Consider the following 19,367-nt stretch of genomic DNA (forward strand, 5'->3'; position numbering starts at 1 on the left):
TGACAATGGTTTTCTTACTCGGTACGGTCTGTGTATACAGCCTATTAATTGGCTTCGTATTAAAAGGTGTTTCTAAAAAATCTGCTTCCTGATTAGTCAATTGCGGCTGATCGGGCAGCAGATTTTTTTTATTTCCTCAGATCAGAAGAAAAATCTCTTGATTTTGTGTAAAATGGTATCACATACATAACTGACTTTTCTAAAAACAAAGGGGTTTATCGTCATGGAAGACTTGTCTATTCGAGATTCGCTCGTTCAAACTACAGGTGCTTTATATCAAAGCCTTCTCAAAAGGGATGATCATGAACGCGCAGCCAAACTTGCATCGATTATCAAAAAGGAAGCAGAAGAAGAAGTGTATATCGCATTTACCGGCCACTATTCAGCTGGAAAGTCATCACTTGTGAATCATCTGCTTCATGATCACATCCTGCCAACGAGTCCGATTCCAACAAGTGCAAACTTGGTCGTCGTGAGGAAAGGGGAGAGTGAAGTAAAGCTTCACACCTCAGATGGCCGTTTTGCAAAAATGAGCGGTTCTTATGATAAAGAAGCAGTTCAGCGTTTTTGTAAGGACGGGGAACAGATTGAAATGGTGGAAATTAGCGGGGACTATAGAGGATTGGAAGAAAAGGTGGCACTGATTGATACGCCTGGAATTGATTCAACGGATCATACCCATTTCTTATCTGCCGCGTCTATTCTACATCAAGCAGATGCTCTTTTTTATGTCGTGCACTACAACCATGTTCATTCGGAAGAAAACATTCGTTTCATTCGCTCCATTAAAGAGAAAGTGCCAAATCTTTATTTCATCGTAAATCAAGTCGATCGACATGATGAGCATGAGACAGCGTTTGAAGACTACAAAAATCAAGTAGTTGATATGCTTCTTAAAGAGGGCATTGAAGAAGAACATTTATACTTTACATCTGTAACCGATGAGACGAATCCAAGAAACGAAATGATTCGTTTAATCGAGAAACTGCAAGAATTACAAACATTGCCGAAAGCATCACTTCGCGCCTATACCGAGCAGAAAATAGAGAATGTTTTAAAAGAACATATTGACTCATTAAAAGAAGAGCTGCAAGAAGAGGATCTTGATTCACTGCTTCAAGAAAAAAGAAGAGAAGTCAAGGAACTTGAAGCGAAAAGCAGCTTTATTGAAAATGGAGCAAAACAGTTAGAAGACGAAGTGTCTTTTGAAGTCGAGAATATTTTAAAAAATGCAAACCTAACCCCATTTAAAATGAGAGAGCTTGCAAGTGACTATATTGAATCGAAAGCACCTGGCTTTAAGGTAGGACTGCTGTTCGCTAAAAATAAAACTGAGCAGGAAAAAGAAAAGCGGGCGAACGATTTCTTAGCAGATGTCAAAGCAAGAATGAAAGCTGAAGTGGACTGGCATATTGCTGAGCTGCTCAAAAAAGAAGTCAAGAAACATCAGCTTGGTGAAGAGCTATTAAATCAAGTGATGGCATTTGAAACACCTGTGGAAGAATCACTGCTTGAAAACGTCATCCATCATGGTGCGACATTTTCAAATGAATACGTTTTGCAATATGCAAAAGATGCTGGTGAAGCACTGAAAAGACAGGCCAAACAGAAAGCAATACCATTGATTGAACAAATGACCGAGACGCTGAAAACCCAGCTCATGAATGAAAAGGGAAAGCAACAAGATAAGTGGGCCCAGGCAGCACAGGAGCTCCAAGCGCTCGAGCAAAGCATGGAAAAAAATGATCAAATCAGAAGAGATATTGAGCATGTATGGGATATATGGCAAAACGGAACAAATGAGCAGATCACAGATGATTGGTTTTATGTGAAAAAACATCGGATGCAGCATGACGAGCTAAATCAGAATCATACGTCCACTCATGCGGAAGAAAGCGAGAAAGAAAATCAGCAGCAGACAGAGCTTGATCAAATGCGTCAATCACAGCATATTACGACAGCGCAGTCGATTGACCAGTTTGAGCAGCTTTCTCAAATGTTAATGCCATTAAACGCGCTTCAGTCTCAAAGAAAGTCCTTTGAACAACGAACAAAGCGGCTTCAAGCGAAGGAATTTACACTCGCCTTATTCGGTGCTTTTAGTTCAGGGAAATCGTCGTTTGCCAATGCCCTAGTTGGGAGAAAGGTGCTGCCATCATCTCCTACACCAACGACGGCCACGATCAATAAGCTGACGCGGCCGACAGAAGACCATCCGCATGAAAGTGTGAAAGTGGTGTTCAAAACCGAGCAGGAAATATTAGAAGAGCTCGATCAAATTCTCGGTTTTTCTATAACAGAAGAAAAGGGAGATACGTTTCAAGCCAAACTCGAACGAACGCTGAAAAAAAGAGAGCTTGAACAGGATCACCGCATCATTGTTGAACATTTTTTAAACGCTCATGAAAAGTTCCGTGATTCCATTCAAAAACAAACGCCGCACAATGTCACCCTGCAAGAATTGAAGCCATATGTGGCAGAAGAGGCTGTTTCTTGTGTGGTGAAGGAAGTGACGGTGTATTTAAGTACACCTTTAACAGATAAAGGACTGACGATTGTTGATACACCAGGCGCCAGCAGTATGAATAAACGTCATACAGAGATTGCCTTTCAATATATGAAGGATGCTGATGCCCTTCTTTATTTAACTTACTACCAGCATTCTTTCTCAAAAGCAGACCGTTCATTTTTACGTAAACTCGGGCTTGTAAAAGATTCATTTAGCATGGATAAAATGTTTTTTATTATCAATGCAGCTGACCTCGCAAAGGATCAAACAGAGCTTGAAACTGTCTTTGACTATGTGAAAAATGAGCTCACAAAAGAAGGTATCCGGCATCCAAACCTTCATCATGTATCCAGTAAGGAAGAGATCGAAGGAAAGGGTCAGTCGCCTTATAACCAGTATGCACAGCTAAGAACACAGCTCGACTATTTTATTGAGGAAGAATTAACGAAAGATGCGATTGAGCTGCTGTATTTTGAAGCGAGTACATTATGTAGAACAGTCGACAAGCTGCATGAGACGCTGCATCAGTCAGAAGATGAAAAGCAAGCAGAAAAGAAAAAGATAGACACATCCTATGAAGTGATCGTTGATCAAATGAGCCATATTAAACGATCTAAGCTAGTGACAGAAAGTGTGAAAAAGGACTTGCACGAACAGCTTTACCACATTGTTCAGCGCTTGTCACTTTATGCAAATGATCTGTTAAAGACAGCCTTTTATCCTGGAATATCTCAAGGGGACTTCAGGCAGGAGCTGAAAAAAGCGCTTGAACAGGCGCTAAAGGATTATGAATTTGAATTTGTACAGGAGCTTAAGGCGCTTGATATTCGAATGGAATCGTTTATCACTCAATATTTCAAAGAGGAGTGGGAGAAAGGATTGCAGGCTGCATGTGCAGAAGATCCTTACTTTTCTCTCCGGCTGTCGCCTCCAGATGAGAAAAATGCAGAGCTGAAACAAATTGAAGTGGAAGCGGACCTGACGCCGTTTGAGCCGCTCTTAAAGAAGCAAAAATCAGCGAAAGCTTTCTTTGAACAGAACGGGAAGGCAGCGTTTATTGAAGCGATTCGAGATGTCCTTTTCCAATTAACGACGAAATGGGCAGATAAAGAAAAAGAAGAATTACAGAGCAGATACGATATGATGGTGAAGACCTTTACTGAAAGATATGAAACAGAAGCGCTCAAGCAGCTGAATGAACAAAAACAAACATTTATCATGAGCTTGACGACAGATGCGAAAGAGCAGGCGATGATAGAACAAGTATACAAGCAGACAAATGAATGGAAGAAGCAGTTGAAAACCATTTGATTCATGATAGACTATAGAAAAAAGAAAGCAGTTGATAAAAAATGACGAGCGTACACGAAGAGATTTCCGCACATTCACAAAAACAGAATGCTCATATCAAGTCGTTTCTTGCGCTTGAGCAAAAAAGAGAGCAGGCAATAGAGACTGCTGTTTTCAAGTGTGAGCAAAACGAACCATTTACAACTGACGATATCAATGCGATTACTTCGAAGATGAATGAGCTTGCACGAGGCGGTATTGTTCCGCTGCGTAAGCATGTAACGATTGATATGGTCAGGGAGTATGTCGAAAGAAAACAGAAGTAAAGAGTAACTTTCTCTTTTTTGGTCATCTTAACAAGTGAACCGAGAAAGGGGAATGATGATGGAAAAAAAGCAGCATGCAAAAAAGCAGGATGAGCGTAACCCGAAACAAAAAGAGATGCCATCCTACGCAGAAGCAGAATCGAAAAAAATGCAATACGGTCAAAAATAATCCAAAGGTGCCACTTCTTTTCCAAAAGAAGAGGGCGCCTTTTTTATGTCGAATTCTATGTTCTGTGATAGAATAGGAGTATTGTTTTGAAAAAGGGAGTTTATAAGAATGAATAAACACGTACTGCTTGTTGATGGCATGGCGCTTCTGTTCAGATCGTTCTATGCAACGGCTGTCCATCGCAATTTTATGATAAATGATCACGGCGTCCCGACGAATGGAGTAAATGGCTATTTGAAGCATTTATTAACCGCTGTTCAGACATTTGAGCCAACTCATATTGTTTGCTGCTGGGATATGGGAAGCCAAACATACCGAAATGAATTGTTTCAAGATTATAAAGCAAATCGAGGAGAGGCACCTGTCGAGCTCATTCCGCAATTCGATTTAGCAAAAGAAGCGACAGAGGAGCTAGGAATTGTAAACGTTGGTTTAAAGGGATTTGAGGCAGATGATTGTATCGGTACGCTGGCAGCAGTCTATCAGAATGAAGCACGTGTGACGGTTCTAACTGGCGACAGAGATTTGCTGCAGATATTGAATGAACAAGTGACTGTTGCTTTGATGCAAAAAGGGATCGGGAACTATAAACATTATACAAAAGCCTTATTTGAAGAGGAAATGGGCATCTCTCCAAAGGCGCTGATCGATATGAAAGCACTTATGGGGGATTCAAGTGACAATTACCCAGGCGTCAAAGGAATCGGAGAAAAAACAGCATTAAAATTTATTCAAACATATCAAACCATTGATGGATTATTAGAAAATGTTCATGAACTAACGGCCGCACAGCAAAAGAAAATGCAAGCAGGATTAGAAGATTTGAAGCTCTCCCGTCTATTGGCAGAGATCAAATGTGATGTCCCGCTGAGCTGTCCAATTGATGAGACGAAGATGAACATCAATCAAGAACGGGCTGCTGCCATGCTGCGTTACCATCAAATCAAAGGAATTGAACCGATGGTGAATCGATTAAGTAAAATAGAGATCAGCTAAGCCGATCTCTCAGCGTAAAGACAAACCCTCGCATTCGTTGTCAGGTCTGCGCTCCGGTGCTCACGAATGTCAAATTCGCTCCGCTCCGGTACTCGCCCTTCCTAGACTGCAAAGGTTTTCTATCACGCTGAAAAGAAGACAAAGGACTAAAATAAAAATCATTTTAGCCCTTTGTTAGAGATCAGCTAAGCTGATCTCTAAGGTCATCTTTTTGTATTGCTTTTCTTCGCTCTATTTTCGAGCTGAGATAGTGGCTGCTTATCTTTTGTTTGCGCATCACCTTGTGGGGTTGTCCCATTTGTGACACGACCTTTATTCTCTTTATCCAATCAGTATCACCTCATACATTAGCATAACCGAAAAAAAGCGATTCATCCTTTAGAAAGGTGAATCGCTTTTCTAGCGAGCTGATCAGCTACTTGATTTTCCTTGCTTGGAATCCACTTAATGAAAAATAAATCAAACTGCCGTTGAAGCTCGATCATCTCTTTTATAAAAGGCTGAAAGGCTGGATTTTTAGCAAATCCTGCATTGGCCGCACGGTCAACTACCTGTGAATCTGTTCGAAACGAAACGGAACGCAGTCCTTTTTCTACGCAGATTTTCATCCCTTCAATGAGAGCGGAAAATTCTGCTTCGTGATTGCTCATTGATCCGAGAGGAATCGAGAAAGATTCTGCCTTTCCATCATATTTAATGAAAATGCCGATACCAGAAGGACCTGGATTTCCTGCGCTAGCACCATCAATGTATATTTCAGCTGGCAATTTATTTCACCCTTTCATCAAGCGGAACCATTCTTTTCGCTGCATACGCATATGGTGTCCCAATCGCGGCAACGATAAATTTAATCACATAAGTCGTGATGAAGATTTCGATCCATACATGAAATGGATAGGTGCCAAGAAAGGCAATGGTTGTGAAGATCAGTGTATCAAGCAGCTGGCTGATCATCGTACTTCCAGCGTTGCGCACCCAGAGCGCACCATCGGAAGGAAATATCCGGCGAATAAACGAATATACATAAACATCTAACATTTGACTGATGATATAAGCAGCAAGACTGCCAAGTGCGACCCTTGGCATAAAGCCAAATATCGTTTCGAGCGATGTTTGAGAAATGTCAGATGGAGCGGGATTGAAAAGCAAAGCCTCCTGCATGACAACGGTTAGCGTTAAAAGGGTGGCAAAGCCAATCCAGACAGCTTTCCTCGCTTCATTTTGTCCATATTTTTCATTCAATACGTCCGTTGCAAAGAACACACTGCCATATAAAATGTTCCCAAGTGTTGCCGTTAAGCCAAACAATTCAACGGTTTTGACCACTTGTAAATTTGCTGCAACCGTCGCAAAGCCAATCCAGACGAAAAGGCCCATCTTGCCAAATCCTTTATAAAATAGAAGAACAATGATAAAATTAATGATCGCAAATAAGATCCAAATACCTTCATTAAACAAGTGACATGAACTTCCTTTCTCATTGTAAAATGTAACTTTTTGATTATAGCATAACGAACGTTTACCTTAAAAGCACGGGAAGGCGATGTGATCAATGAAATTAAGAGCGCACTATACAATGAAAGTGAAATCGATTGGGTCCATTGCTTTTTTCCAAGAAGATTGGATGGAGCTAAAAGAGGCCTTGCTTTTAGCAAAACATATCGATAAAAAAGAACCACAGTCACTCCTATCATTTGAAGATGAAAAAGGGGCGATGTGGTCTATTAAAGAACTTGAAAAGCTAAATGAAGAACTAAAGCTTGAACCTGATCAGCTTCAGGTCTATTTTGATGCAAGTTTTCACAAAGAAACAGGCGACTCTGGCCTTGGGGTTGTCGTCTACTATAAGCTCGGAGAAGATGCTTATCGTTTGAGAAAAAATCAGCCCTTCCAAGGAATCACCAATAATGAAGCGGAGTATGCAGCTTTATTTGAGGCAGTAAAAGCTTTGAAAGACCTTGGGGCAAGCAGAAATTCTGTCACGATTAGAGGCGATTCATTAGTTGTCATGAATCAATTAAAAGGAGAATGGCCTTGTTATGATGATATACATAACAAATGGCTCGACCGGATTGAAGCGGCTTTAAAGGAGCTGAGGCTTACGCCAACATATGAAGTCATCGATCGTAAACAAAATGCAGAAGCGGATCAGCTTGCAAGGCAGATACTTGCAGACGTCCCAATTGAAAGTAAATTGAAATTAGAAGCAGACGGAGCTGAATAATGTGGATAAAAAAACAGCAGTACAAGAATTGACGGATCTCCAAGACACGTATTGTTCAGATTGCTTGATTAAGAAGCACTTTCGAAAAGAATATGGCAAAAAATACGCCCACTCCTTTTGTATTCAGCAATGCACAGTAGGAGAGAAAATAAAAGAATACGGACAGACGCTGCTTAAAAAGTAAGCGGCTGCCCCGGTTTTCCTTACTCAAACATCCGCTCGTGAAAAAAAACGGATAGAATGTGTTAAAAAAGAACATATTCTGAAAAATGAGCCGATATAACTATAGAAAGTTTTGGTTGAGTTACTTTTTGACTAAGTGACGGATAATAGAGGAAAAGGGGAAGGCCGGCATGAATAATAAGGATTTCGAAACGGTATTACATCGAACATTTCAAGAGGTATACAGCGATCTAGAGCAGCTAGTAGATGTAGCAAAGAAGGGAAGACCTTTTCTCGAAAAAGATATTTCTGAAATTGAACAACGACTGAAGCAAAATATTTTAGCCATTGAAATTCAGCTGAAAATCAAATAAGAGAGGCATATGCCTCTCTTTATTTTGTCGTTTCATCATTGATTTAGTTGATTAAAGTTTTGTTACGTTTGCAGCTTGAGGTCCACGATTACCTTCAACGATTTCAAAAGAAACTTCTTGTCCTTCTTCTAAAGACTTGTACCCGTCACCTTCGATAGCTGTGAAGTGAACGAATACATCGTCTCCGCCTTCAACTTCAATGAAGCCGAAACCTTTTTCATTATTGAACCATTTTACTTTACCGTTTTGCATATTGCTTTTTCCTCCTAGTACTGTAGCACACCTTTTGGGCATACTAAAAAAAATTTTCATCACCTAACGACTTTACAGTTGTTAAATGATGGTTCCACTATACACCATCAAAAGTAACGCGTCAAGCAGGCGAGCCAAATTTTGAGCAGAATGTTTGATTTTTTTGTTTTTTTGGTGAATAACAATGAAAAATAAAACGTCCTTTTCGGAACCTAACGTGCAGCTTGTCCGTATATAAAAAAAATACAGAAAGAGGTGCAATCATGAATCGTTATACACTTGAAGAATTTATTCAGAATACGCAGCAAGAAGATAAAGGAGAAGGGGTCTTTGAACTTGAAACATCAAGGCTTCTAGAAATTAATTTGACTGACACCATTTGGGCAAAAACAGGTTCCATGGTTTCCTATCGAGGGAAAATCAAATTTGAACGTGAGGGTGTTTTTGAGCACGGCGTCTCAAAGATGTTCAAAAAAATGCTCTCGGGAGAAGGCACCTCACTAATGAAGGCGACAGGTGATGGGAAATTATATGTGGCAGATCAAGGCAAAAAAATCTCAATTCTCCGTTTGGCCCAAGGGGAATCTATTTTTGTGAATGGAAACGACCTGCTCGCATTTGAACCGTCTGTCCGCTGGGATATCAAATTGATGAAAAAGGTATCAGGCATGCTTGCAGGCGGATTATTTAATGTCAAATTAGATGGGCCGGGCTTAGTTGCAATCACAAGTCATTATGAGCCGCTGACGCTCATTGTTCAGCCTGGTGACTCTGTTTATACAGATCCGAATGCGACTGTTGCGTGGTCAGGGGATCTAAAAACTGAATTTGTGACAGATGTTTCCTTTAAAACCTTTATTGGCAGGGGAAGCGGAGAGTCCATTCAAATGAAGTTTAGCGGAAGCGGCTTTGTTGTCGTTCAGCCGTTTGAAGAAGTATACACAACAAATGGAAATCAAGGGTAAAGAAAAAGGTGTCCGTCAATGACGGACACCTTTTTATGATAATGCGCGAGCATATGTTTTGTTATTCATGATGAGATCTGACTGCTCGACGATATCTTCCAAAATGGTTTGAGAAGATTGTTTTAAGTGCAGTTTTTTCATGTTTTGTTTCATTGTTTCTAATTTTTCTTCGTCCTGCAGCAAGTTGGTCACAGATTCTAAAATGTCTTCATGTCTGTTAATGACAATAGCAGCGCCATAATCCTCAAAGAAAAGAGCATTTTCTTTTTCTTGGCCAGGGACAGGCTTGTAAAGAATGACTGGGACACCGATTGCAGTTGCTTCTGTTAAAGTAATGCCGCCTGGTTTTGTAATCATACAATCTGTTACTCTGAACAATTCATCAATTTGTTCCACATATCCAAGCGCCTTCAATTGATCTGGGTGTGCCTGCTCAAGAACGCTAAGCGATTGTTTCAGTGCGGCGTTCTTTCCGCATACAACAACAATTTGTACTTCACTGTCGAGAAGCAGCGCCTCACATAATTCCTTCACATTTTTTAGTACACCGTGAGCACCAGCCATGATAAGAAGTACTTTTTTGTCGGATGATAATCCATATTTTTTATAGATCATCGATTTTGGCACGTCGGCTTCAAACTGTGGTCTAATAGGAATACCTGTCACTTTGACATCGCTTGGATGTGTGCCGATTTCCACTAATTTTTGTTTCACATAATCGGTTGCAACATAGTATCGGTCGATGTTTTCATGTACCCAAATCTTATGGAGACAAAAATCGGTCATGACATTAAAAGTCGGAATCACTTTACCTGTTTTGTTTCGATATTCTGGTACAACAATCATCGGGAATGTAATAATGATGATATCTGGATTGTGTAACTGAATTAATTCATCGAGACGCTTATTTCCCATCTTTAAATAAATGTTAAATTTGCGTTTATTGTAAATTTTATCAACACCGTAATAAAACAAGCGATAAAATTGTTTCCCAATGGAAAAGCTCTTCAAGTATAAATATTGAGTCACTTCTGACACAATGGGATTCGATTCTTGATACAAATTAGAAACTACAACATGTTCAAATCCTTGGGATTTGCATTCATCATACAGTGTTTTTGCTACCTGCATATGTCCATTTCCATAATTTGCGGTCAAGATTAATATTTTTTTATTGGTATTCAAGAATATTCACCTCAAATGTAATCAACAACAACAAAACTTCGTACGAAACTATTAATCTCATAGGTCTACATATACATAAAGATAACATATAAACAGTTAGAGCATATCATTCGTTACGAAAGAATTAAACTAATTTTAAAAAACAAACAGATTCAATTGATAATGGAAGACAGAGCCATTTGTATTTTAACACATTTTGACGATTTATCATCAGACCACAGTCTATTTTATTCCCAAACGTATGGTGTTTCTTGATAAACATAATAATTAAGCCAATTCATAAACAATAAGGTTGCATGGGCTTTCCAACGATTTACTGGGATTAATGTGTCACCATCTTCTATAAAATAGTGGACAGGTTTTTGGACTGTATCATGTTTCAACAAATCTCTTTCATATTCCTGCATCAATGTATCTGTATCATACTCAGGATGTCCAGTTAAAAATACTTGTTTATCATCATCTGAAACAATTAAACAAACACCTGCTTCTTCAGACATACTCAAGACTTTCAAATTCGGCGTGTTTTTTAATTGTTCTGTATTAATATCTGTATGCCTAGAATGTGGGACATAGTATACTTCATCAAAACCTCTGACTAATCTTTCTTTTTTCTCTTTCACAATATGCTCAAATACACCAAATTTTTTCTCGGGAAGCTTGATCTTTTCAATCCCGTAATGGTGATATAAACCTGCCTGTGCACCCCAGCAAATATGAAGGGTAGACGTCACATTGGTTTTACTCCAGTCCAAAATGTCCTGCAGCTCTTTCCAATAAGAAACTTCTTCAAAAGGTAAGTGCTCAATTGGTGCGCCAGTGATGATCATTCCATCAAATTTTTTATGGCGAATCATTTCAAAGGTCGTATAAAATTCATCTAGATGCTCTCTCGACGTATTCTTCGGTGTATGTGTACTTGGAATCAAAAACGTAAAGTACACTTGTAAAGGAGAATTTCCGAGCATTCTCAGCAGCTGCGTTTCAGTTTGTATTTTTTTGGCATTAAATTTAAGATCACGATATTCAAAGGACGGATATCTTGCTTGAATGCCCTTGTCTCATCCATGACGAAAATATTTTCGCTCTCTAGTATTTGTTTTGCCGGCAGATGAACTGGTATGTTAATAGGCAACTCGCCACCCCCTGAACCAAAGCTAATTTCACTTCATTATAGGAACTTTCTGGCGATATTTCAATGTTTCAATTATGTTACAATGAAAAATAGAGCAAAAAAGAATGCTGTTTCTGTAAAAAAAGGAGGCCGTTTTGTTATGATCACAAAGCATTTATCAGATATTGACATTGCCCAAAAGGCTAAGCTGAGACCAATTCAAGACATCGCAGCAAAGCTGCAACTACATGACGAAGAATTAGAATGCTATGGTTTCACAAAAGCGAAAATATCTTTGACTATTTTTGACCGTTTAAAGGAACAAAAAGAAGGACACGTGATTCTTGTCACTTCCATCAACCCAACGCCAGCAGGTGAGGGGAAATCCACGGTAACAGTCGGCCTTGGTCAAGCCTTCGAAAAAATTGGCAAAAAAGCGATCATTGCAATGCGTGAGCCATCATTAGGTCCTACAATGGGGATTAAAGGCGGGGCAGCGGGCGGAGGATATTCACAGGTGCTGCCAATGGAAGAAATCAATCTTCATTTCACAGGAGATTTTCATGCCATTACATCTGCACATAACGCCTTATCTGCTTTTATTGATAACCATATCCATCACGGAAATGAACTCGGCATCGACACGCGCCGCATTGTATGGAAGCGGGTGCTTGATTTAAACGATCGTGCATTAAGACAAGTCGTTGTCGGACTTGGCGGTCAGTTAAATGGGTATCCTAGAGAAGACGGATTTGACATTACAGTTGCTTCCGAAATGATGGCGATCCTCTGTTTAGCAGAAGACTTATCTGACTTAAAAAAACGTCTTTCTTCTATTGTTGTTGCCTATAATCAAGAAGGCGAGCCAGTCACAGTGGGAGCACTTGGATATGAAGGTGTCCTGACGTTACTTTTAAAAGACGCACTCAAGCCGAACCTGGTTCAAACGATTGAAGGAACCCCAGCACTTGTCCATGGCGGTCCTTTTGCCAATATTGCACATGGATGCAATAGTTTAATTGCAACCAAAATGGCAGCAAAATTAGCTGATTATGTCGTAACAGAAGCTGGATTTGGAGCAGATCTTGGAGCAGAAAAGTTCCTTCACATTAAAACAAGAGCTGGTGATTTCAAACCTGGTGCAGTTGTCATTGTGGCGACAGTGAGAGCATTAAAGATGCATGGCGGAATGAAGAAAACCGAACTCAAAGAAGAGAATGCACACGCCGTCTTAGAAGGTATACATAATTTAGAAAAGCATATTGAAACCGTGCAAGCTTTTGGTCTTCCATATATTGTCGCGGTAAACCGTTTTATTACGGATACAAAAGAAGAGATTCAAGCGATAGAAGATTGGTGCGGCAAACATGGCCATCCAGTTAAAGCCGTGAATGTATGGGAAGAAGGAGGCGAAGGCGGGACAGCTCTTGCCGAGGAACTAGCGGAACTCATTGAAAAGAAAAAGAACAACTTTACCTATTTGTATGAAGAGAACGATTCCATAGAAGAAAAGTTATCTAAAGTGGCCAAAGTGGTTTACGGGGCAGATGGGGTCACGCTCACATCCAAAGCAAGAAAGCAGCTGGCTGCCATTGAGGAAAACGGCTGGGCTCATTTGCCGGTTTGTATGGCAAAAACACAATATTCTCTTTCGGATGATCCAGCTTTAATCGGCAGACCTAAAGGCTTTACCATTACGATTCGCGAGTTAAAGCCATCTGTAGGAGCAGGATTTATTGTGGCCTTAACCGGAAGCATTTTGACAATGCCTGGATTACCTAAAAAACCTGCGGCTCTCGAAATGGATTTATTAGAAGACGGCAGTGTGACAGGACTCTTTTAAACGGGAGCATAAAAAGCGATTTTCTAAAAGAAGCATGTTACGATAGGAAAAAGTGAATCCTAGGAGGCTATGAGATGTCAATTTATGATATTCAGGTCAAGACCATTAACGGTCAGGAAAAATCGATGGCAGAATACAAAGGAAAAGTGCTCATTATTGTAAACACAGCAAGCAAATGTGGACTGACTCCTCAATTTAAACAATTACAAGAGCTATATGATCAATATCATGAAAAGGGCCTTGAAATTTTAGGATTTCCGTGTAACCAATTTATGAACCAAGAGCCAGAAGGAGAAGAAGCCATTCAAGAATTCTGTTCTTTGAATTATGGAGTGACCTTCCCTATGTTTGCGAAAGTAGATGTTAATGGCGAAGAGGCGCACCCACTGTTCAAGCATTTAACAAGTGAAGCGAAAGGTGTGCTTGGGACAAAAACAGTGAAATGGAATTTCACAAAATTTATCGTTGACCAAAACGGAGAAGTCACTGAACGATTCTCTCCAAAAACGCCACCAAAAGAATTAGAAAGCTCAATCATCGCTCTGTTGGACAAATAAGATGCTGACAGTCATGCAGCGAAAACAATTGGAGGCAGCTGCCTCCTTTGTTTCAGACAGGCTGAAGGATGAACCAACTGGACACGATGCGGCTCATGTTGCTCGTGTGCGCCAGCTTGCCGTCCGTATTGCACATCAGGAAGGCGGCTCTTTCTTTATCATCGAAATGGCGGCAATTGTACATGATGTCATTGATGAAAAGCTGTCAAGTGAATGGAAAGTCACTAAGGAGCAGCTTGAGCACCAGCTCCTTTTGTGGGAATTGGATACGAGGGATATCCGCTACATCATGGACATCATTACAACGATGTCTTTTCGTCACCGGCATAAGCAGTTTAGGCCGATGACGTTAGAAGGGACTATTGTTCAAGATGCGGATAGGCTGGATGCGATAGGAGCAAGCGGTATCGCTAGAGTTTTTACGTATGCTGGCGCAACAGGTGAGCCCCATTATACAAAGGACACGCAGCAGGGCTCTGTGCTAAAGCATATGGAAGAAAAACTGCTCAAATTAAAAGACTTGATGAACACTCGTGCAGGGAAGCAGCTTGCTGATGAGCGGCATGAATTGATGATTTTATTTATCAAGAAATGGAAAGAAGAATGCGGCCTTACAGATGAGTAGGGTCTTTATGTGTGTAAGGAGGATATATCAATGAAAATAACAGCCATAGAACCGACGCCAAGTCCGAATACCATGAAGGTTATTTTGACAGAAGCACTTGCCGGCGGTAAAAGCAACAACTACAAAAAGGATCAAAAAGACGAAGCCCCAGAAATGATCAAGCGTATTTTAAGCATTGAAGGTGTAAAAGGGGTTTATCATGTCGCAGATTTCTTAGCGGTCGAGCGAAATGCAAAGTTTGACTGGCAGGGTATTTTACAGCAGGTCAGAGAAGCCTTTGGACAAGAAACAGAAGGCCTTCAAGAAGGTTCGCAGTCAGGCGATGACACATTTGGTGAAGTGAAAGTATTTGTCCAAATGTTTAATGGGATTCCGATGCAGGTCAAACTGTCAGACGGTGAAAGAGAAGAGCGGTTTGGCATGCCTGACCGTTTTCAAGCAGCCATTTTAAAGCTTAGAAGCAGCTCAGACAATGTCGTGTTTGAACGTGTGTGGAAAGAACACGGCGTTCGTTTTGGGGAATTTGCTGATATCGGTCAGGAAGTCACAGAGGAGCTGCAAGCAGCCTACGATGATGAGCGTTTAGCCCGATTAACAGAGGCAGTTAAAGAAGGGAAGGAAGCTGTAGATAGACAGGTGAACCGAAAAGCATATGATGTAACAGAAGACATGCTGCAAGAGGAAGATTGGAAAAAACGTTTTGCCCATTTAGAGCAAATGCAGCCAGAGCAAAAGGATATACCTGTTTTAATGAAAGCAATGGAGGATCCAAAAACGTCTATTCGCAGACAAGCCGTTGTGAATGCTGGCATGATTGAAGATCCTGCCATTCTGCCTATTTTATATAAGGGGCTCGAGGACAAAACAGTGACGGTCCGCAGAACGGCTGGCGACTGTATTTCTGACCTTGGTGACCCTAGCGCTACCGAAGCCATGATCGCAGCATTAAAGGACCCGAGTAAGCTCGTCCGCTGGCGTGCAGCGATGTTCCTTTATGAAGAAGGGGACGAAACGGCACTTGAAGCATTAAAAGAAGCAGAGCAAGACCCTGAGTTTGAAGTCAGTCTTCAAGTCAAAATGGCGATTGAGCGCATTGAGCATGGAGAAGAAGCGAAAGGCTCTGTGTGGAAGCAAATGACAGAAAGTAGAAAGAATGCATCAGAATGATGAGAAAAATGAACAAGCTGCCAATGAAAAGCAGCTTGTTTTTCTAAAAAAGATAGACAGAAAAATTTTTTTAGAAAAATTATTTTGAATATTGTTGAAATATGCGAAAAAACTCTATATAGTAGTACCAATATAGAATATTGGAGGTCAGATTTTATGACACGAACCTTGCTGAGCGCTTGCTTCAGCAGCCATGTTAGTCATCAGTCATTCATAGGTGGCTAAATAAACAGAAAATTTGTAAAATAAAATCAACTCAAAATCATGCAGTCAACAAGACTTGTAGTATAGGAGGCTTTTTAAACAGATGGCAGAACTACGCAGTAATATGATTAAACAAGGAATCGACAGAGCACCTCACCGAAGCTTACTAAGAGCAGCGGGGGTAAAGGATGAGGATTTCGGCAAGCCATTTATTGCCGTATGTAATTCCTATATTGATATTGTCCCAGGACATGTCCATCTTCAGGAATTCGGGAAGATTGTGAAAGAAGCCATTCGTGAAGCTGGCGGCGTTCCATTTGAATTCAATACGATTGGCGTCGATGATGGAATTGCCATGGGTCATATCGGGATGAGATATTCATTGCCAAGCCGTGAAATCATTGCTGACTCTGTAGAAACCGTTGTATCTGCTCATTGGTTTGATGGAATGGTTTGTATTCCTAACTGCGATAAAATCACACCAGGAATGATGATGGCAGCGATGCGCGTGAATATTCCGACTGTTTTTGTGAGCGGCGGACCGATGGAAGCGGGTAGAACAAGTGATGGCAGAAAAATTTCTCTTTCTTCTGTATTTGAAGGTGTTGGTGCATACCAGTCAGGTAAAATCAATGAAGAGGAATTAAATGAATTAGAGCAGTTTGGCTGTCCAACCTGCGGATCTTGTTCAGGTATGTTTACAGCTAACTCAATGAACTGTTTGGCAGAAGCACTCGGGATTGCTCTTCCTGGAAATGGAACAATTTTGGCGACATCACCAGAGCGAAGAGAATTTGCGAAGAAGTCTGCAAAACAACTCATGGAGCTCATCAAAAAAGATATTAAACCACGGGATATTGTCACTGAAAAAGCAATTGATAATGCATTTGCATTAGATATGGCTCTTGGTGGTTCAACCAATACCGTTCTTCACACATTGGCGATTGCGAATGAAGCAGGTGTTGAATATTCACTTGAACGTATCAATGAAGTAGCAGAACGTGTGCCTCATTTATCGAAACTTGCTCCAGCTTCAGATGTTTATATTGAGGATTTACATGAAGCAGGCGGCGTTACAGCGGCACTAAATGAATTGTCTAAAAAAGAAGGCGCTCTTCATTTAGATACAATGACCGTTACTGCGAAAACGCTCGGCGAGAACATTGCGGGACATGAGGTAAAAGATTATAACGTCATCTATCCAATTGACAAGCCATTTACTGAAAAAGGCGGCTTAGCCGTTTTATTTGGAAACCTTGCGCCAGATGGAGCCATCATTAAAACGGGCGGGGTACAAGACGGGATCACACGCCATGAGGGACCTGCGATCGTATTTGAATCCCAAGAAGAAGCCCTTGAAGGCATCATTAATAGAAAAGTAGAAGCAGGACATGTTGTCATCATTCGCTACGAAGGACCTAAAGGCGGACCTGGCATGCCTGAAATGCTTGCACCTACTTCACAAATCGTCGGTATGGGACTTGGACCAAAGGTTGCTTTAATTACAGACGGACGTTTTTCCGGCGCTTCTCGCGGATTGTCTATTGGACACGTCTCACCAGAGGCAGCTGAGGGAGGCCCGCTTGCCTTTGTTGAAAATGGTGACCATGTTGTTGTCGATATCGAGCAGCGTATTTTAAGCGTAGATGTTCCAGAGGAAGAATGGGAAAGAAGAAAAGCAAACTGGAAAGGCTTTGAGCCAAAAGTAAAAACAGGTTATCTTGCTAGATATTCAAAACTTGTGACATCAGCCAATACAGGCGGAATCATGAAAATTTAATCTGATATCGAACATTTGAAAATTGGCTCTCTCTATAGTATCCTTTATTCACAACATAAGGATTATAGAGGGGGCTTTTTTATGTCAATGGCATATGAAGAATATATGCGCCAGCTCGTTGTACCGATGCGTCAAGAGCTGACAAGTGCAGGATTTCAAGAACTAACAACGGAAGAAGAAGTAGAACAAACGATGCAAGAAAGAGAAGGAACGACATTTGTGGTTGTCAATTCTGTATGCGGGTGCGCTGCCGGCTTAGCACGCCCAGCTGCTACACAAGCTGTGATGAAGGCAGAAAAAACGCCAGATCGAATTGTCACAGTTTTTGCTGGCCAGGACAGGGAAGCAACGGCAAAAATGAGAGAATACTTCACAGGCGAAGAGCCATCGTCTCCATCTATGGCACTTTTAAAAGGAAATGAACTTGTTCATTTTATTCCGCGTGACGAAATTGAAGGTCATGAAATGGAAGACATCATGAACAACGTCTTATCTGCATTCGAAAAACATTGCTAATACACATGTTGAAATGTCCTGTGATCAAATCAGGGCATTTTTTCATGATCATGATGGAGGAACCGCATGCTTATCACAACAAGCTTTAGAGCAAATGAACAAACGATTGAAACAGCAAAAGCCCTTGCAGAGGATTTACACGGCGAGTATGTAGAGAGGCGCAAACAATCTGTCAAGCAGCTTGCGATAAAACGAGGAGACGTCCTTGTTGTGGGGAAAGAAAGATTCGAATGGTATCAGCCAAATGGTGAAAAGTTTTTCTTTCATCCAAGCTCAGCAATGTTCAGGGTGAAGCGGCTCATGCGCGGAGAAAAGGATCCTTTAATCGAAGCCACGCAGCTTCAGCCTGGCGATTCCTTTTTGGATTGTACGCTTGGCTTAGGATCAGATGCCATTACAGCCAGCATGCGAGTAGGTACGAAGGGAAGGGTCGTTGGTATCGAAAAGAATCCCATGACAGCATTGCTAGTGCGAGAAGGACTAAACACATGGGAGACAGGGTTAAGAGAGGCAGATGAAGCGATGAAACGGATATCTGTTGTAAGTGGAGACAGTATCGAGCAGCTAAAGAAGCTCTCTGATGGTTCATTTGATGTCGTCTATTTTGATCCGATGTTTGAGGAGACAATTCAAGAATCTGCAAGTATCGCTCCGCTACGTCATGCAGCAGAGCACCACTTTGACCACGAAATAGCCGTCCAAGAAGCACTGAGAGTGGCGAGAAAAAGGGTAGTTTTAAAAGATCATTGGAAAAGCACCCGATTTCTAGCAGATTCCTATCAATTTCACGTTTTAAAACGAAAAACAGCTCAATTTCATTATGGATATATTGAGAAAGAAAAAAGCCCTCACTAATAGACAATTCTTGAATTCCTTGTCAATCATCTAAAAAAGCCCTTATTTAGGGCTTTTAATCTGTAATCTCCATATAGACAAAATAAAATAACGTCAGCAAGGAAGCCGTAATGAAAAACCCTTCAAGCATACCCATTCCTCCCAAATTTTAGTCGCCTTTGCTACCATTGTAAACGTTTTATTATGAAAAAGAAAGTCTCAAATCGATGGCCAAATTGAATGACTGAAAATTCATTATATGCTAGAATAGCAGT

20 protein-coding genes and 1 pseudogene are annotated in these 19,367 nt (G+C 40.8%); 15 read left to right on the top strand and 6 right to left on the bottom strand.

The genetic code is table 11. From position 1 onward, the window contains the following. Positions 1–5 precede the first annotated feature (5 nt). The 4 genes from AOQ70_RS19605 to AOQ70_RS17845 all read left to right on the top strand — a co-directional run bounded on the left by AOQ70_RS19605 (position 6) and on the right by AOQ70_RS17845 (position 5,290). Positions 6–92, top strand: coding sequence for a Fur-regulated basic protein FbpC (locus AOQ70_RS19605; RefSeq protein ID WP_226340839.1), 87 nt, complete (start codon positions 6–8; stop codon positions 90–92). A gap of 131 nt (positions 93–223) precedes the next feature. Beyond that, positions 224–3,820 carry a dynamin family protein gene (locus AOQ70_RS17835; protein WP_059377760.1) on the top strand — a complete coding sequence of 1,199 codons (3,597 nt, stop codon included), beginning with the start codon at positions 224–226 and terminating at the stop codon, positions 3,818–3,820. Positions 3,821–3,861: 41 nt separating this feature from the next. Beyond that, on the top strand, positions 3,862–4,125 hold the full coding sequence (locus AOQ70_RS17840) for a YpbS family protein (protein WP_041085809.1): 264 nt from the start codon (positions 3,862–3,864) through the stop codon (positions 4,123–4,125). A 277-nt stretch (positions 4,126–4,402) separates the two neighbouring features. Beyond that, positions 4,403–5,290 (top strand): 5'-3' exonuclease, encoded by an 888-nt coding sequence (locus AOQ70_RS17845; RefSeq protein WP_058837920.1) that lies wholly within the window; start codon positions 4,403–4,405, stop codon positions 5,288–5,290. A gap of 203 nt (positions 5,291–5,493) precedes the next feature. Here AOQ70_RS17845 and AOQ70_RS17850 read toward each other — a convergent pair whose 3' ends face one another. The 3 genes from AOQ70_RS17850 to AOQ70_RS17860 are packed head-to-tail and all read right to left on the bottom strand — an operon-like array spanning position 5,494 to position 6,748. Beyond that, positions 5,494–5,619: a hypothetical protein gene (locus AOQ70_RS17850; RefSeq protein WP_003215584.1), complete on the bottom strand. Its 126-nt coding sequence runs from the start codon at positions 5,617–5,619 to the stop codon at positions 5,494–5,496. A 42-nt stretch (positions 5,620–5,661) separates the two neighbouring features. Beyond that, positions 5,662–6,057 (bottom strand): reverse transcriptase-like protein, encoded by a 396-nt coding sequence (locus tag AOQ70_RS17855; RefSeq protein ID WP_039179411.1) that lies wholly within the window; start codon positions 6,055–6,057, stop codon positions 5,662–5,664. Position 6,058: 1 nt separating this feature from the next. Then, the gene (locus AOQ70_RS17860) at positions 6,059–6,748 is read right to left on the bottom strand and encodes a queuosine precursor transporter (RefSeq protein ID WP_059377765.1); all 690 of its coding nucleotides are present in this window, start codon (positions 6,746–6,748) and stop codon (positions 6,059–6,061) included. A 94-nt stretch (positions 6,749–6,842) separates the two neighbouring features. Between AOQ70_RS17860 and AOQ70_RS17865 the strand changes: the two genes are divergently transcribed. The 3 genes from AOQ70_RS17865 (at position 6,843) to AOQ70_RS17875 (ending at position 8,050) form a co-directional block, all read left to right on the top strand. After that, positions 6,843–7,514, top strand: coding sequence for a ribonuclease H family protein (locus tag AOQ70_RS17865; protein WP_041085800.1), 672 nt, complete (start codon positions 6,843–6,845; stop codon positions 7,512–7,514). 1 nt (position 7,515) lies between these two features. Further along, the gene (locus AOQ70_RS17870) at positions 7,516–7,698 is read left to right on the top strand and encodes a zinc-finger domain-containing protein (RefSeq protein WP_024422748.1); all 183 of its coding nucleotides are present in this window, start codon (positions 7,516–7,518) and stop codon (positions 7,696–7,698) included. 169 nt (positions 7,699–7,867) lie between these two features. After that, positions 7,868–8,050: a hypothetical protein gene (locus AOQ70_RS17875; protein WP_039179402.1), complete on the top strand. Its 183-nt coding sequence runs from the start codon at positions 7,868–7,870 to the stop codon at positions 8,048–8,050. Positions 8,051–8,101: 51 nt separating this feature from the next. On the opposite strand, the gene cspD is transcribed toward AOQ70_RS17875, so the two are convergent. Next, entirely contained in the window at positions 8,102–8,302 is a 201-nt protein-coding gene (cspD, locus tag AOQ70_RS17880) for a cold-shock protein CspD (RefSeq protein ID WP_024422747.1), read from the bottom strand. A 263-nt stretch (positions 8,303–8,565) separates the two neighbouring features. Here cspD and AOQ70_RS17885 point away from each other — a divergent pair, with 263 nt between their 5' ends. After that, positions 8,566–9,267: an AIM24 family protein gene (locus AOQ70_RS17885; protein ID WP_059377768.1), complete on the top strand. Its 702-nt coding sequence runs from the start codon at positions 8,566–8,568 to the stop codon at positions 9,265–9,267. A 33-nt stretch (positions 9,268–9,300) separates the two neighbouring features. On the opposite strand, the gene AOQ70_RS17890 is transcribed toward AOQ70_RS17885, so the two are convergent. Both AOQ70_RS17890 and metA read right to left on the bottom strand, forming a co-directional pair. Then, positions 9,301–10,452 (bottom strand): diglucosyl diacylglycerol synthase, encoded by a 1,152-nt coding sequence (locus tag AOQ70_RS17890; protein WP_024422744.1) that lies wholly within the window; start codon positions 10,450–10,452, stop codon positions 9,301–9,303. 227 nt (positions 10,453–10,679) lie between these two features. After that, positions 10,680–11,587, bottom strand: a pseudogene (metA, locus tag AOQ70_RS17895) (homoserine O-acetyltransferase MetA). Between the two features lie 139 nt (positions 11,588–11,726). Between metA and AOQ70_RS17900 the strand changes: the two are divergent. From AOQ70_RS17900 to AOQ70_RS17930, 7 genes are all read left to right on the top strand, one after another. Then, positions 11,727–13,409 carry a formate--tetrahydrofolate ligase gene (locus AOQ70_RS17900; protein WP_047203256.1) on the top strand — a complete coding sequence of 561 codons (1,683 nt, stop codon included), beginning with the start codon at positions 11,727–11,729 and terminating at the stop codon, positions 13,407–13,409. A 74-nt stretch (positions 13,410–13,483) separates the two neighbouring features. Continuing rightward, positions 13,484–13,966, top strand: coding sequence for a glutathione peroxidase (locus AOQ70_RS17905; protein ID WP_039179391.1), 483 nt, complete (start codon positions 13,484–13,486; stop codon positions 13,964–13,966). A gap of 1 nt (position 13,967) precedes the next feature. After that, positions 13,968–14,591: an HD domain-containing protein gene (locus AOQ70_RS17910; protein WP_058838891.1), complete on the top strand. Its 624-nt coding sequence runs from the start codon at positions 13,968–13,970 to the stop codon at positions 14,589–14,591. Positions 14,592–14,621: 30 nt separating this feature from the next. Next, entirely contained in the window at positions 14,622–15,758 is a 1,137-nt protein-coding gene (locus tag AOQ70_RS17915; protein WP_059377771.1) for a conserved virulence factor C family protein, read from the top strand. 307 nt (positions 15,759–16,065) lie between these two features. Further along, complete coding sequence (ilvD, locus tag AOQ70_RS17920) at positions 16,066–17,742, top strand: dihydroxy-acid dehydratase (RefSeq protein WP_024422739.1); 1,677 nt, start codon at positions 16,066–16,068, stop codon at positions 17,740–17,742. A gap of 81 nt (positions 17,743–17,823) precedes the next feature. After that, a complete protein-coding gene (locus tag AOQ70_RS17925) occupies positions 17,824–18,258 on the top strand; it encodes a BrxA/BrxB family bacilliredoxin (protein ID WP_039179382.1) in 435 nt (144 codons plus the stop codon). Between the two features lie 66 nt (positions 18,259–18,324). Then, positions 18,325–19,113 (top strand): class I SAM-dependent methyltransferase, encoded by a 789-nt coding sequence (locus tag AOQ70_RS17930; RefSeq protein WP_059377773.1) that lies wholly within the window; start codon positions 18,325–18,327, stop codon positions 19,111–19,113. Positions 19,114–19,367 lie beyond the last annotated feature (254 nt).

Source organism: Bacillus sp. AM 13(2015) (genome assembly GCF_001518755.1).
Classification (GTDB): Bacteria; Bacillota; Bacilli; order Bacillales; family Bacillaceae; genus Bacillus; species Bacillus safensis.

What these genes read in the sequence shown, in the direction of transcription:
- AOQ70_RS17910 (WP_058838891.1), top strand. Translation starts at nt 13,968, where the DNA reads ATGCTGACAGTCATGCAGCGAAAACAATTGGAGGCAGCTGCCTCCTTT.
- ilvD (WP_024422739.1), top strand. Translation starts at nt 16,066, where the DNA reads ATGGCAGAACTACGCAGTAATATGATTAAACAAGGAATCGACAGAGCA.
- AOQ70_RS19605 (WP_226340839.1), top strand. Translation starts at nt 6, where the DNA reads ATGGTTTTCTTACTCGGTACGGTCTGTGTATACAGCCTATTAATTGGC.
- AOQ70_RS17845 (WP_058837920.1), top strand. Translation starts at nt 4,403, where the DNA reads ATGAATAAACACGTACTGCTTGTTGATGGCATGGCGCTTCTGTTCAGA.
- AOQ70_RS17885 (WP_059377768.1), top strand. Translation starts at nt 8,566, where the DNA reads ATGAATCGTTATACACTTGAAGAATTTATTCAGAATACGCAGCAAGAA.
- AOQ70_RS17840 (WP_041085809.1), top strand. Translation starts at nt 3,862, where the DNA reads ATGACGAGCGTACACGAAGAGATTTCCGCACATTCACAAAAACAGAAT.
- AOQ70_RS17875 (WP_039179402.1), top strand. Translation starts at nt 7,868, where the DNA reads ATGAATAATAAGGATTTCGAAACGGTATTACATCGAACATTTCAAGAG.
- AOQ70_RS17900 (WP_047203256.1), top strand. Translation starts at nt 11,727, where the DNA reads ATGATCACAAAGCATTTATCAGATATTGACATTGCCCAAAAGGCTAAG.
- AOQ70_RS17925 (WP_039179382.1), top strand. Translation starts at nt 17,824, where the DNA reads ATGTCAATGGCATATGAAGAATATATGCGCCAGCTCGTTGTACCGATG.
- AOQ70_RS17835 (WP_059377760.1), top strand. Translation starts at nt 224, where the DNA reads ATGGAAGACTTGTCTATTCGAGATTCGCTCGTTCAAACTACAGGTGCT.
- AOQ70_RS17865 (WP_041085800.1), top strand. Translation starts at nt 6,843, where the DNA reads ATGAAATTAAGAGCGCACTATACAATGAAAGTGAAATCGATTGGGTCC.
- cspD (WP_024422747.1), bottom strand. Translation starts at nt 8,302, where the DNA reads ATGCAAAACGGTAAAGTAAAATGGTTCAATAATGAAAAAGGTTTCGGC.
- AOQ70_RS17905 (WP_039179391.1), top strand. Translation starts at nt 13,484, where the DNA reads ATGTCAATTTATGATATTCAGGTCAAGACCATTAACGGTCAGGAAAAA.
- AOQ70_RS17915 (WP_059377771.1), top strand. Translation starts at nt 14,622, where the DNA reads ATGAAAATAACAGCCATAGAACCGACGCCAAGTCCGAATACCATGAAG.
- AOQ70_RS17930 (WP_059377773.1), top strand. Translation starts at nt 18,325, where the DNA reads ATGCTTATCACAACAAGCTTTAGAGCAAATGAACAAACGATTGAAACA.